General features: G+C 66.0%; 1 protein-coding gene. It reads left to right on the top strand.

Annotated elements, in window-relative coordinates; all coding sequences use genetic code 11:
• The first annotated feature begins 53 nt into the window (after positions 1-53).
• Positions 54-15,527: a hemagglutinin repeat-containing protein gene (locus ACUZUJ_RS00650; RefSeq protein ID WP_458220608.1), complete on the top strand. Its 15,474-nt coding sequence runs from the start codon at positions 54-56 to the stop codon at positions 15,525-15,527.
• Positions 15,528-15,533 lie beyond the last annotated feature (6 nt).

The following is a 15,533-nucleotide window of genomic DNA, read 5'->3' on the forward strand; positions in this document are numbered from 1 at the left end:
ACCGCGCAGCCTGCTGCGCATACAACCCAACAGCACCGAAAGGAATCAGCGCCGTGAACAGAATCTACCGTCTGGTCTTCAACCGTACGCTCGGGGTCATGCAGGTTGTGTCCGAGCTGGTCAACGCCGCGCACGGCGGCGCCGACAACCGGGAAGGCCGTGCGGTTGGCACGCTGCGTCCGATCAGTTTCGCGCTGTGGCTGATGCTGGGGTGGGTGGGTCTGGTGCAGCCGTTGTCCGCGCAGCAGGCGCCGGCCGACCCGGGCCGTATTGCCGCAGACCCCGGTGCGCCGGCGAACCAGCGCCCGACGGTGATCACCTCGGCCAACGGCACGCCCCAGGTGAACATCACCACGCCCAGCGCTGGTGGGGTGTCGCGCAATACCTACCAGCAGTTCGACGTCGGCCAGCAGGGCGTCATCCTCAACAACTCGCGCGGTGAGGTGCAGACCCAGCTGGGCGGCTGGGTACAGGGCAATCCGTGGCTGGCCACAGGTACCGCGCGCGTCATCCTCAACGAGGTCAACAGCAGCAATCCGAGCCACCTCAATGGCTATGTGGAAGTGGCGGGTGCGCGGGCGCAGGTGGTCATCGCCAACCCGGCCGGCATCCAGGTCAATGGCGCGGGCTTCCTCAATGCCAGCCGGGTGACCCTCACCACCGGTACGCCGATCGTGAACAATGGCGTGCTGGAGGGCTATCGCGTGCAGGGCGGCAGCATCGGTGTCGGTGGCGCAGGCCTGGATACCAGTCGCGCCGACTACACCGACATCATCACCCGTTCGCTGCAGGTCAACGCCGGCATCTGGGCCAACCAGCTGCAGGCCAGCCTGGGCAGCAACGTGGTCAGCGCTGACCACAGCAGCGTGCAGCTGCAGAAGCCTGCATCTGCGCCTCCCACCTTTGCCCTGGATGTGGGCGCGCTGGGTGGCATGTACGCCAACCGCATCTGGCTGGTCGGCAACGAACACGGCGTGGGTGTGAGCAACGCCGGCAAGATCGGCGCACAGGCTGGCGAGCTGGTGGTCACCGCCGACGGCCGGCTGCAGAACACCGGCGCGATGCATGCGCAGCAGGACCTGCGCATCGACGCCAGCGCGGGCATCGCCAATCCCGGCACGCTCAGTGCCGAGCGCGAGCTGCGCCTGCAGACCCCGGCAGATGTCGATAACAGCGGCGGCACGCTCAACGCACGGCGCATCGACGTGAATGCCGATGCGCTGCGCAACCGCGGTGGCAGCATCGAACAGCTTGGAGCGCAGGCGCTGCAGCTGCAGGCGGCCGACGTCAGCAATCTGCAGGGCCGTATCGGCAACGTGGCCAGTGCGTCGCCGGGGACCGGCACCCCTCCGGGCACAGGTACGCCGGGAACCGGAACACCGGGTACCGGCAACCCGGGCACCGGCACGCCAGGCACGGGTACTCCGGGCACCGGCTCCCCTGGCACCGGCACCCCGCCGGTCACGCCGCTCCCGTCTCTGGCAACCGGCCTGCTCAACATCGCCGGAACCCTGAGCAACGATGGCGGCCGCATTGAAGCCAGTGGTGACCTGCAGCTCAGCGCCCGCAACAGTCTGGACAACAGCGACGGCATGCTGGGCGCAAGCACCCTGCAGGTGCAGGGAGAAGCGCTGCGCAACATGCGTGGCACCCTGCAGGTCCAGGGCGCGGCCAGCGCGCAGGTGCAACAGCTGGACAACAGCGGCGGCCGCATGACCTTCGCCCGTGGTTTCGAGTTGAAGGCGCAGTCGGCGATCAATCGCGGCGGCAGCCTTGCCCACGGTGGCAGCGCCGAAACGACCTGGACGATTGGCCAGCTCGACAACAGCGAGGGCAACATCTCCAGCAATGCCACGCGCCTGGGTCTGGACATCGGCACCCTGGTCAACACGCGAGGCAGCATCAACCACGCTGGCAGCGAGGGCTTGCTGCTGCGTGCGGGGGTGCTGGATGGCGTGCAGGGCAGCATCGCCACTGCTGGCGTGGCAGGCCTGCAGCTGGGCCGTGCCGACCACCGCGGTGCGCAGCTGGTCGCCCGCCAGCTCCAGCTGACCGCACAGGACTTCGACAACCGTGGCGGCCGCGTGCTGTCCACCGGGCAGCAGGCCAGTACGCTCAACGTCCGCAATCACCTGGACAACAGCGACGGTGGCCTGCTGGCCAGCAATGCTGACCTGCAGATCGATGCAGCGTCCTTCGGCAATGCTGCCGGCACCGTGCAGCAGGCGGGCGCTGGCAACCTGCGCCTTGCCACCGCCAACCTGCAGGGCCAGGGCGGCACCGTTCTCAGCAACGGCACCCTGCAGCTGCACGGCGATACGCTGAACCTGCGCAACGGCACCACCGCCGCGCAGCGCATCGATGTGCGCGCCGGCGACCTGACCACCGCCGGTGGCATGCTGACCTCCACGGGCAGCGACGCGCTGCAGCTGCAGGTATCGCGCACCCTGGACAACAGCGGCGGCACCGTTGGCGCCAATGGTGCGCTGGACATCAACGGCGGCATCCTCATCAACGATGGCGGCAAACTGATCGCCGCAGGCACCGGCACCAGCCGCATCCATGCCAGCCAGCGGCTGCAGAACCAGCGCGGCCTGCTGTCCGGCAATGGCGATCTGGACATCAAGGCCGATGGCCTGCTGAATGAGGGCGGCAGCGTCGATCATGCTGGCACCGGCACGCTGCAGATCGAAGTGACCACCATGCAGGGGGTTGGCGGCAGCATCGCCAGCAACGGCCAGCTGCAGTTGAGCGGGCAGCAGCTGGACCTGCAGAAGGGCAACACCCGCGCCCGTGACGTGAAGATCACGGCCACGGGCCTGGACACCAGCGGTGGCAGCCTGTTGTCACTGGGCAACAACGCGATGCAGCTGCAGGTGCAGGGCCTGCTGCGTAACGACGGCGGCAGCATCAGCGCCAATGGTGCGCAGCAGGTCCAGGCGGGCGCGCTGTCCAACCGCGGCGGCGCGCTCAACTCGGCGGGCACGGCGGCTTCGGAGATCCGGGTCGACGGCACGCTCGACAACAGCGGCGGCAGCATCGCCAGCAATGCGACAAATCTGCAGCTGAAGAGCGGCGCACTGGTCAATGCCAACGGTACCCTCAGCCATGCGGGCAGCGCCGGCCTGGCCATCGACACCGGGCGCCTGGACGGGGCGAAGGGTCAGATCGCCACTGCTGGCGCCCTGCAGCTCACTGCGGGCGAGGTCGACCACCAGGACGCATCGCTGGCTGCCGCGCAACTGGACATCACGGCGACCGGGTTCGACAACCGCGGCGGGCGCATCATCGCCACCGGCACCGGCGGCAATACGCTGCGCGTGCAGGGCACGCTGGACAACGGCAATGGCGGCACCCTGGCCAGCAATGGCAACCTGGATATCCACGCGCGTACCTTCGGCAATGCCGGTGGAACCGTGCAGCAGGCCGGGTCCGGCAGCCTGGTCATCACCACGCAGGACCTGACCGGCGCCGGTGGCACCCTGCTCAGCAACGGTTCGCTGGAGCTGCAGGGCGACACCCTCGATCTGCGCAACGGCACCACGACCGCGCAGCGCATCAGCATCGACGGTGACAGCGTGATCACCGCGGGCGGCAAACTGAGTGCGCTGGGCACCGGGGCGCTGCAGCTGCAGGCCCGCAGCCTGCTCGACAATGCCGGCGGAACGCTGGGCAGCAATGGCACCGTCGATGTGCGCGCAGGCCGCTTCGTCAACGACCATGGCACGCTGATTGCTGCCGGTGATGCTGCATCCGTGATCCGCGCCGCGCAGCTGGAGAACCGCAGCGGCTCGATCTCCGCCAACGGCAAGCTGCACATCGAGGCGGATACGCTGTCGGGCCAGGGCGGCAGCATCGGTGCCGCAAGCGCGCTGTCACTGCAGGGCGGGTCATTGGATCTCCGCGGCGGCAGCGTGGCGGCCGAGCAGCTCGATATCGTGGCCGACAGCCTGGACAACAGCGCAGGCGCGCTGCGCGCAACCGGCAGCGGGACGCTGGCACTGCAGGTAAGCGGCCGCTTGGCCAACGACGCGGGCACCATCGCCAGCAACGGTGCGCAGCGCATCGAAGCCGGCGAACTCTCCAACCGCGGTGGCACGCTCAGTTCGGCAGGCAGCGCCACGACCGAGCTGCACGTAGCGGGCCTGTTCGACAACAGCAACGGCGTGCTCGCCAGCAACGGCGCCGCGCTGAAGATCGATGCCGGCCACATGACCAACGTCAAGGGAACGCTCAGCCATGCCGGCAGCCAGGGCCTGCTGCTGCGCACCGGGCAACTGGATGGCCAGGGCGGCACCATCGCCACCGCAGGCGGCATCACCCTGCAGGCGGGCAGCGTGGACCATCGCGGCGCCACCCTGCAGGCCGAGCGCATCGAACTGGATGCACAGTCGTTCGACAACCGGGCCGGCAAGGTCATCGCGACCGGTGCAGAGGGTAGCCGGATCGACGTGGTCGGCAACCTGGACAACGGTGAGGGCGGTCTGCTGGCCAGCAACGGCGACCTGGATGTCCATGCGGCGGTGTTCGGCAATGCCGGCGGTACCGTGCAGCACGCCGGCGAAGGCGTGCTGTCGATCAACGCCGGAACGCTCGACGGTACTGGCGGCACGCTGGTCAGCAATGGCAGCCTGCTGCTCAAGGGCACCACCACCAACCTGCGGGCGGGTGTCACCTCGGCCAAGCGGATCGAGGTGGATACCGGCACCCTGATCACCGCCGGCGGCACGCTCACTGCGACCGGCAGCGACATGCTGTGGCTGAGCGCGCGCGAGCGCATCGACAACAGCGGCGGCACCGTATCCAGCAACGGTGGGCTGGATCTGCGCAGCACCGTGCTGGTCAACGCTGGCGGTACGCTGCAGTCCGCTGGCACGGCGGCCAGCCAGCTGATCATCGGCCAGGACCTCAACAACCGCGGCGGCCGCATCCTGGCCAACGGCGGGCTCGGCATCACCTCCGGCAGCATCGACAACCAGGGCGGCACGCTGCACAGCGCAGCACGGCTGGTGGTCAAGGCCGATGGCCTGCTCGACAACAGCAACAAGGGCACCATCGCCAGCGGCGCGGGCATGCAGGTGGCGGCGGCTTCGCTGGACAACCGCAGCGGCAGCATCGAGCAGGCAGGCGACGGCCTGCTGCAGATCGATGCCACCACACTGCAGGGCCACGCCGGCCGCATCGTCAGCAACGGCGAGCTGCAGCTGAAGGGTGAGACGCTGGATCTCAGCGCAGGCACCACTGCCGCGCAGCAGGTCAGCATCGAGGCCGGGCAGCTGGACAACACGGGCGGTACGCTGAACGCCACCGGCAACCAGGCGATGGCGCTGCAGGTGCGCGGCGCGCTGGGCAATGACGGCGGCACCATTGCCGCCAACGGCGCGCAGCAGATCAGAGCCGATTCGCTGTCGAATGCAGGCGGCACGTTGAGCTCGGCAGGTACGTCCGACAGCCGGATCTCCGTCACCGGCCGATTCAACAACGGTGGCGGCACCCTCGCCAGCAATGCCGCCAACCTGCGTATCGATGCTGGGCAGCTGGTCAACGCCACGGGCAGCATCGTCCATGCAGGCAAGGGCGTGTTGAACGTGCATGCCGACCAGCTGGATGGAGCCGCCGGAAGCATCGCCACGGCAGGCGCATTGCAGCTGGATGCGATGACTGTGGACCATCGCGACGCCACGCTCAGTGCCGATCACTTCAACATCAATACCGACCGCTTCGACAACCAGAATGGCAAGCTGCTGGCGACGGGCACGCAGGCCAGCGGCGTGCAGGCCACCACCTCACTGGACAATGGTGGCAACGGTCTGATCGCCAGCAATGGCGACCTGACCCTGACCAGCGCACGGTTCGGCAATGCCGGCGGCACCGTGCAGCAGGCCGGTACCGGCACGCTGGCCATCAACGCGCACACCTTGAATGGCCAGGGCGGCAAGCTGCTCAGCAATGGCGCCCTGCAGTTGACCGGCGAGACCACCGACCTGCGTGATGGCACGCTGTCCGCGGTCCGCATCGCCGTGGATACGGGCACGCTGCTCAACGCGGGCGGTTCGATCATCGCCTCCGGCACCGATGCGTTGAAGGTGTCCGCCCGCGATCGGCTGGACAACAGCGGAGGCACTCTTGCCGGCAATGGCGCGCTGGATCTGCGCAGCGCGCAACTGCTCAACAATCGGGGCACGATCCAGGCCGCCGGCAGCGGCAGCAGCACCTTGGCGATCACCCACGCGCTGGACAATCGCGGCGGCCGCATCCTGACCACAGGCAACGCAGGCATCAGCGCGGGCACGCTCGACAATCGTGGCGGCACCGTGCACAGCGATGGCAACAGCGCATTGACCGTGCGCGTGGACGGACTGCTCGACAACAGTGACAAGGGCACCCTGTCCGCGGGAGGCACGCTGCTGGCCGAGGCACAGGCCATCAACAATAGCGGCGGTACTGTGGCCGCGGGGCAGGATCTGCGGCTGACCAGTGCCGATCTGCTGCGCAACGACGGCGGCCTGGTCCAGGCCGGCAAGCACCTGCAGGTCTCGGCCGGTGGCCTGAACAACAACAGTGGCCGGATCATTGCCAACGACCTGCAGCTGGATAGTCGCGGCCAGGCGCTGGACAACCGCAGCGGGATCATTGCCAGCCTCTCCGGAAATGCGGAGCTGCGCAGTGGTGCGCTGGACAACACCGGTGGGCTGCTGCAGTCGGCGGCGGCACTCAGCATCAACACCGCGGGACAGCGGCTGATCAATGCCGGTTCCAATGGCAATGGCATCGTCAGCAGCGGCACGCTGCAGATCCGCAGCGGCGATCTCGACAATCGTGGTGGCGCCGTGTTCGCCAAGGCCGGTGCCGACGTGCAGGCCATCAACATCGACAACAGTGGTGGCGGCTCGCTGGTGAGTGCTGCCGATCTACTGCTGCGTGCGCAGCAGCTGGCCAACAGCGGTGGCAGCGTAACCGCCGGTGGTAATGCCGACATCGGCTTGCAGGGCGCGCTGCTCAACAGTGGCGGCCTCGTGGCCGCGACCGGCCGCCTCGACCTGCAGGCCGGTTACATCGACAACCGCAATACGCTCAGCCAGGCCAATGGCCCTGCGCTGGGCTTGCAGGGCAAGACCCTGCAGGTGACCACCGGCAACCTGGACAACCAGAACGGCCAGGTGATTGCCGACAACCTGCTGCTGCAGGTGAACCAGCGCCTGGACAACAGCGGTGGCCAGGTGTCGGCGGCACTGACCTCCGATGTCCGCGCCGATACCCTGGTCAACAGCGGAGGCACCCTGGTGGCCGGCCGGCAGCAGACGCTCCGCACCCGCGAGATCATCGGCGACGGCCGGCTGATGTCGCAGGGTGACATGACCCTGGAGCTGGGCCAGAGCCACACCAACCGTGGCGAGATGGTGGCCAACGGCACGCTGAGCCTGTCCATCCAGGGCAACCTGGACAACAGCGGCAAGCTGGCCGGCGCCAACGTCAACATCAACGCCGGCAACATCACCAACGCCTCCACCGGCGAGATCAGCAGCATCGGCCTGACCCGCCTTGCAGCGGGTGGCGCACTGGTCAACTACGGCCTGCTGGACGGCAATGTCACCCATATCACCGCCGCGACCGTCGACAACATCGGCAGCGGCCGCATCTACGGTGACCACGTCGCCATCCAGGCAGGATCGCTCAACAACCTCGCCGCCAACATCGGTGGCGCGGACCGTGCGGGCACCATCGCCGCGCGTCAGCGCCTGGACCTCGGCGTCGGCACGCTGACCAACAGCGGCAAGAGCCTGATCTTCAGTGATGGTGACGCCGCGATCGGCGGCGCCCTGAACGGCCTGGGCGCGGTAGGCAGTGCCCAGAAGGTGGACAACATCGGTTCCACCATCGAGGTCAGCGGCAATCTGGACCTGTCCGCACTGGCAGTGAACAACATCCGCGAGAACGTAGTCGTGGAGAAGGTCACCACCGTGCACGCGCCGGTCCGGCTGGAGCAGCCTGGCTGGTTCAAGAACGCCACCAACAACAACCGCGATTTCAGGGCGACTTCGAACTACCAGCCGTACGAGATCTACTACCTTGATCCGTCGGACATCCTCGAAGACACCCCCTATGTCACCCCGGATGGCCAACAGATCCGCAAGGCGGTCATCCGGCTGACCAGCAACACCAGTGCCTATGCCTTCGCCCGCGGTGGCGCATATGGTGCGCGCGCTTCGCGCGAACGCCTGAACGTGCAGGACGGCACCGTTACGGTCTACTACATCGGCCGTGCCGACAACCGCAACAACCCCGATCAGCTCGGTGCGGGGGCGGAGGATCCGTTCCGCGACCTGTCCACCCGGGGGCCCGGTTCGCCGCCCGTCGAGTACGTGACCGACACCCTCAGGTACAACAACGCCTACGGCACCTGCACCACCACCTGCGTGCAGATCATCACCTATCCGGACTATGACAATCCGGACGCGACGCTGATCAACATGCAGCGTCACCCGCAGGAGACCAGCGGCAACGAGAAGACCCGCATTGCCACCCGCACTACCGTGGAGGATGTGGTGGTTTCGGCAGGCAACAATGCCGTGATCAATGCGGGTGGCAACATGCGGATCAACACTGATCGGCTGGAGAACCGTTTCGCCAACATCGCCGCGGGTCGCGACCTGGCCATCGTCGGCCTGAACCGTGACCAGTCCGAGGTGATCAATGCCGCCGAGCAGCTGACCCGCACCAGCACCTTCGACAATGTGTCCATCACGTACGGTGGCTCCTCCAGCCGCTGGAAGGCGGCCCCCATCACCGAGAAGACCGGTGCGCTGGGCTCGTCGATAACGGCGGGCGGCAAGCTCACCATCGATGTCGGCAACCTGCGCAACGACAACAGCGGTGGCAGCAACCCCAATGCCGGTGGCGGCAAGGGCACGGCGCAGCTGGATACCGGTGGCCGCGGCACAGGCGCGGTCGGTCCGGGCGCGGGCAGCGTGCAGGGGCCTGGCCATAGCACCGGCCAGGGTGCGGGCAGCGTGGATGCGCAGGGGCCGGGCACGGCCGGCGCGGCGCAGGGCGCCAATGGCGGCCACCAGCAGGCGGTAGCCCAGGCCGACGGTGTGCGCGCGGATGCAGCCGGTGCACAAGGACCGGGCCAGGCCGGTAATGCAGGCACCGGTGCCGGCACGGCGCAGGACATCAGTGCGGCACAGGCCGGGCAGGCCAATGCCAATGGCCCGGGCACGGTCCGCGCTGGGGAGCACACTGGAAGTGGTGGCAACACCGCCGTGGAGGGCAAGCAGGCCACCACGACGACCGGTTCTGACCCGCGCGTGGTGGTGACCACCCGCCCGAATGCCAGTGCGCCCACGGCCAGCCTGTTCAACGTGGACGCCAACCGTGGCAGCCACATCGTGGAAACCGATCCGCGCTTTACCAGCTACCGTGACTGGCTCAGCTCGGATTACCTTCTGCAGCGCGCAGGCTTTGATCCCGCGCAGACGCAGAAGCGCCTGGGTGATGGCTTCTACGAGCAGAAGCTGGTGCGCGAACAGATCGGCGAACTCACCGGCCGTCGCTTCCTTACCGGCCACGCCAGCGACGAGGAGCAGTACCGCGCGCTGCTGGAGGCCGGTGCCACAGTGGCGAGCGAATGGGGCCTGCGCCCCGGCGTAGCGCTCACGGCCGAGCAGATGGCGCGCCTGACCAGCGACATCGTCTGGCTGGTGGAAAAGGACGTCACCCTGGCCGATGGCTCGGTGGTTCGCGCGCTGGTGCCGCAGGTCTACCTGCGGGTGCTGCCGGGCGACCTTGGCAACGATGGCGCATTGCTGGCCGGCGCGGAGGTGGACGTCAAGCTGCGCGGTGACCTGGTCAACAGCGGCACGATTGCCGGCCGCCAGCTGGTCAGCATCGATGCCGGCAACATCCGCAACCTGTCCGGCGGCCAGATCAGCGGTGCCCAGGTGGGCCTGTCGGCACGGCAGGACATCGACATCATCGGCAGCACCGTCAAGGCTACCGACGCGCTGGCGTTGAAGGCCGGCGGCAACATCACCGTGGCCTCGACCACCACGGAATGGAAGGACCAGGGCGATCGCCTGTCGCAGCAGAAGACCACGCTCGACCGCGTGGCAGGCCTGTATGTCACCAATCCCAGCGGCGACGGTGTGCTGTCGGTGGTGGCTGGCGGTGACATCGGCCTCAAGGCGGCGGAGATCCGCAATGCCGGCAAGGATGGCATCACCCAGCTGGTTGCCGGCGGCAACCTGGACCTCGGTGCACAGACGCTGGGCCAGAGCAGCGCGCTGAACCACGACAGCCGCAACCACACCAGCAACAGCCAGACCACGCACGCGGTGACTTCGATTGAGGGCGCCGGCGATGTGGTGCTGGCAGCGGGCAAGGACATCAACCTGGCTGCGACCCGCATCAAGGCCGATGGCGGCATGGCCCTGCAGGCCGGCGGCGATATCAACAGCCAGGTGCTGGTGGACAGCCGCAGCAGCGACTTCAATGCAGGCGGCAAGCGCAGTTCGCTGCAGATCAGCCAGAGTGATGAGACCGTGCGCGGCAGCCAGTTGCTGGCTGGCGACAACATGGTGCTGAGGGCAAACCGCGATATCAATCTGACCGCTACCCAGGCCACCAGCTCGGATGGCACGTTGAGTGTCACCGCCGGTCGCGACCTCAACCTGCTCTCGGCCAGCGAGACGCATGACTTCAGCCTGGACAGTTACGATAAGAAAAAGAAGACACTTTCGAGCACCACCACCACCCGCCATGCCGAGAGCAGCGACAGCTACGCGATCGGCACCGGTCTGATGGGCGAGAGCGTGAGCGTCACCGCCGGCCGTGACCTGACCGCGGTGGGTGCGGTAGTCGATGCCACCGGTACGGTCGTTCTCGGCGCCGGCAACAATGTGCTGATCACCTCCGCTGAAGACCATCACAGCAGCGAGTCCAGTGAGAGCAGGAAGAAGTCCGGCTTCACCGGTGGCTTCTCCAATGGCACCGCCTCGATCGGTTACGGCAGCTCGAAGAACAGCAGCAGCACTGCCGAGCAGTCGACCACCCAGGTCGGCTCGGCCATTGCCTCGCGCGAGGGCAGCGTGCTGATCAACGCGGGCAACCAGCTGACCATCGCTGCCTCGGACGTGGCGGCCGGCAAGGACCTGACCCTGGTTGGCAAGGACATCAATCTGATTGCCCGCCAGGACACCGAGGACACCCAGTCCAGCCAGTCGACCAAGTCCAGCGGGTTCTCGGTGGGCGTCACCTACGATCCCGCCAAGGCCTACCGCACCGCACGCGACAAGGCCACCGAAGGCATGGCCGACAGCGGCACGATGATGGGCCGGATCACGCGCACCGCCGAAGGCGTGGCGGCCGGTGTGGCCGCCGTGCTGCCGGCGATCACGGCCGGCAGCCAGCGCTCGAACAGCAACCAGAGCCACTCCAGCAGTGATGCCCGGGTCAGCAACCTCAATGCAGGGGGCAATCTCTCGCTGATCGCCAATGGCGGCTCGATCACCAGCCAGGGCGCGCAGATGTCGGCCGAGGGCGATGCTGTCCTGCTGGCCACCAAGGACATCGTCTTCGACGTCGCGCACAACACCGAGCGTAGTGGCAGCGACAGCCGTGGCAAGGGTTGGGGTATCGCCACCAACTCCGCTGGGCTGCCGTTCGGCACCAACAACTCACGCAGCGATGGCGCCGGACAGAGCGACACCATCACCGGCACCCAGCTGTCGGTCGGTGGTGGCGTGCGCATGGCCACCACCGAGGGTGATATCAGCCTGACCGCCGCCAACATCGCGGCCGAGAAGGATGTCAACATCCGCGCTGCGGGCGACCTGACGATCCGTAGCGGGCAGGATACGGTCAGCAATGCCAACCGCTCCGACAGCAAGGCGATCGGCACTGTGCAGATCTCCGACACCGAGAAGTTCTCCGGCTGGCATCGCGAACAGCATCGCGATGACAGCGCGCAGGTCTCACAGGTGGCCAGCACTGTCGGCAGCCTTGGCGGCAACGTCAACCTCACCGCAGGTGGCAAGTACACGCAGAGCGCCAGCAATGTAGTGGCCGCCAAGGACGTGAACATCACCGCTGCCGAGATCGAGCTGCTGACCGCCGACGAAAGTGGTCATTACTCGCAGAGCGACAAGGACCTGAAGATCGGTGCCTTCGCGCGGGTGAAGTCGCCGCTGATCGATCTGTTGAACAACGTCGACGCCGCGCGCAAGTCCGACGATCGCCTGCAGAAGATGCAGGGACTTGCTGCTGGTGCCAATGCCTATCAAGCGGCCAGTGCGATTTCCAGCATGGCCGGCAAGGGCGGAGGCGGGGCACTGCTCAGTGCCGAGGCCGGCGTCGGCTTCAAGACCTCCAGCAGCAGTGCCGATGGCAGCAGCCAAGTCTCGCGCGGCTCTACCATCCAAGGTGGCGGCAACGTCAACCTGACCAGTACCCAGGGCGACATCCACGTGGTGCAGGGCAATCTGAGCGCGGGTAACACGCTCAGTCTGGATTCGGCCGGCGACATCCTGCTGGAAGCGGGCAAGGCGCATGTGGCCGACCGCAGCAAGAGCAGCAATGCCGGCGCCGAAGTCGGCGTGGGCGTTGCGGTGGGCGCGCAGACCGGTGTGTATGTGTACGCCGAAGCGAGCGTCGGCAGCAGCAAGTCCAATGCCGAGAGCAGCACCTGGCAGAACACCACACTGACAGGCAAGAACATTTCGATGAAGGCCGAGGGCGATACCACGCTGCGTGGCGCCACGGCGACCGCTGATCGCATCGACGTCAAGACCGGCGGGACGCTGACCATCGAATCGCTGCAGGACATCGCCGAGAGCATGTCGAAGAACAGCCAGGTGGGCGGTCGCGTGCAGGTGTCGTTCGGTACCGCATGGAATGCTGACGGGTATGCCAGTGCGGGCAAGGCCAACGGCAGCTATCAGGGTGTTGGCCAGCAGAGCGGCCTGTTTGCCGGCAATGGCGGGTACCACGTCGATGCAGGTCACGTGAACCTGGTGGGCGGCACGATTGCCAGCACCAATGCGGGCAACAGTGAACTGACTGCGGATTCGCTGACGTTCACCGACCTGCAGAACCACATGGACTACAAGGCCACGTCGGGCAGCATCAGTGGTGGCTTCGGCAGCAGTGGCAAGGGCCCGACGGACAAGGGTGTGGGAGCGGTTGAGCAGCTGCAAGGCATCGGCAGCAACATCAAATCCGGAACGTTCGGCGGCGTGGATGGTATCGCGTTCGGCGGTGGACTGCCGATGCATGAAAGTGGCAGCGACAGCTCAAGCACGCGTGCAACACTGACCGAGGGCAATATCACCATCGGCGGCAGGAAGACCACGGCGGCCGAACTTGGTGTCAATACCGATGCGGCTGCGGCACACCGTGCGCTGGAGGCGATGCCTGATGCCAACAAGATGCTGGCCGACCAGCAGGCACTGGCGAACGCAGCCGGCACAGTACTGGCCACCAGCAAGCAGATCGCATCGGACATTGGCAGCTATGGGATCAACAAGATCACCGATGCCTACCTGGAGGGTAAGAGCGCCGCAGAGAAGGAGGCCTTTGCCAACCTCAGTCCCAAGGACCAGTACACCGCCCTTGCCGGCTTTGACAGCTCTTACCCTGATGCGCTGGTCACGCAGCAGAAGTGGGCACCCGACGGTACCTATGGCCGTGCGCTCAACGCGGTCTCCACCGCGCTGGTCGGCGGCGTGGCAGGGCAGGCGGGTGGTCAGGTCATCTCGAACACACTCGCGCCCTACGCCGCTGAGCTGATTGGAAAGACATTCGATCCCAACAAGCAGAGCGCCGTCCCCAGTGAGGCGATGCAGATGCTCTCGCATGCGCTTCTGGGCGCGCTGCTTGCGGAGGCGAATGGGGGTTCGGCGGGTACCGGAGCCGCTGCTGCCGGAGGGGGTGAACTGGCAGCCAAATTCCTGGGTGACTACTACGCGCGGCAGAATGGCGGGCAGCTGACTCCGGAGCAGGAACAGCAGATCAAGGCATTGGGCCAGGCGGTCGGCGCGATGGCAGGTGGGATTGGTGGAGACGGAGCCATGGGTGCGGCGTTGGGAGCCACCATCGCCAGGAACTCCGTCGAGAACAACTATCTGAATCATGCCGAGCGCATGCAGTTCCTCGACGCCATGCTGAGCTGCATGAAGAGCGGGAAGCGTTGCGGCGAACAGAAGGAGCTGGCAGCACTGTCGGACGCGCGCAATGCGGCACTGATTGCTGCATGTACCGCGGCTGCCGATTCGCCTGCCTGCCGCGCAGAGCAGACGAAGCTGGGTGACGCCTATTGGTCACTTACCCAGAATGATTCCACCTATCTGCGATGGATCAAGGACAATGGCCTTGATCTGGCCCAGGCGGCACTGACGAAGGGCAATGGTGGCCAGGTCGCCTCCGATCTGCTGACGCATACGTCCTCGCTGGATGCCCGTTACAAGATCACCTGTGCAGCGGCAGGGCGCTGCGATCCATTCACCGCCGGCGTGCTCGCGTTGAATGGGAAGACACAGGAGGCGGCAGCCAACGCGGCACTGAATCTGCTGTTCGACAAGGTGGGCTCGGGAGCAGGCGTGGTGACCAACGCGGGTGGAATGGTCATGGACATGGCGAAGATGAATGCCATCTACATGTCCATTGAGAGCACCAAGCAGGCCTTGAACGACTTCCAGCGCATCGGCGAAATTGGCGGCTGGGGTGTCGTGAAGGAAAAGGGTGCCGGCGCCTGGTCGTCCATTTCAGGCTACTTCGGGAACGGCTGGGATGCGGCGACCTACGAGCTGGGCCTGAACCAGAAGTGGAACCTGGCAGATGTGGCAGCAAACGGCTTCATCAAGGGCGACATGGGACTGGACGTCGCATTGGCCGTGGTCAGCCTGGGTGATGTCACCGCGATGCGGGCGGCCGCGAAGGCCAGGAAGCTGGCGGCGTTGGAGAGGGAGGTCGCAACGAATGGCGTGGAAGGTGCGAAGCCAGCAGTCGGCGTCAAAGATGGAACGCCTCATTCAGATGCACCATCAGGCGATGTCATCGGCAAACTTGAGCCGGGCAACCCAAGTAGTTCAAGTCTCCCGCGTTTCGGGGATAGGCTGCTAATTGATCAGGGACAGCTTCCCACCTGTGGGCCGACTTCTTGTGCAATGGTGCTGGATACCGCCGGTAAAAAGGTGGACCTGGGCGCCATTATCATACAGTCCAATGTAAGAGCTGAAGGGACCACTATGCCTGCCTTGGCCCAAGTTCTAAGAAACAACGGACTTTCTTCAACCAGAAGGGCGTCGGTCACTATTGAAGAGCTCGCGGAAGCAACAGCGAAGGGTGATCCTGCAATCGTTAGAATGAGCTTGGATCGAGGAGGTCATGCTGTTGTCGTGGACGGTGTTACGATGAGGAACGGGCAATATGTAGTTGCCATACGTGACCCTGCAATGGGCAGGCAGTATTTCACGCCCATTGATGAGTTTAAAAGAAAATTCTCTGGTGAAGCAATTATTACTAGTAAATAGGTGATA

It is taken from the genome of Stenotrophomonas sp. S4 (assembly GCF_054187805.2).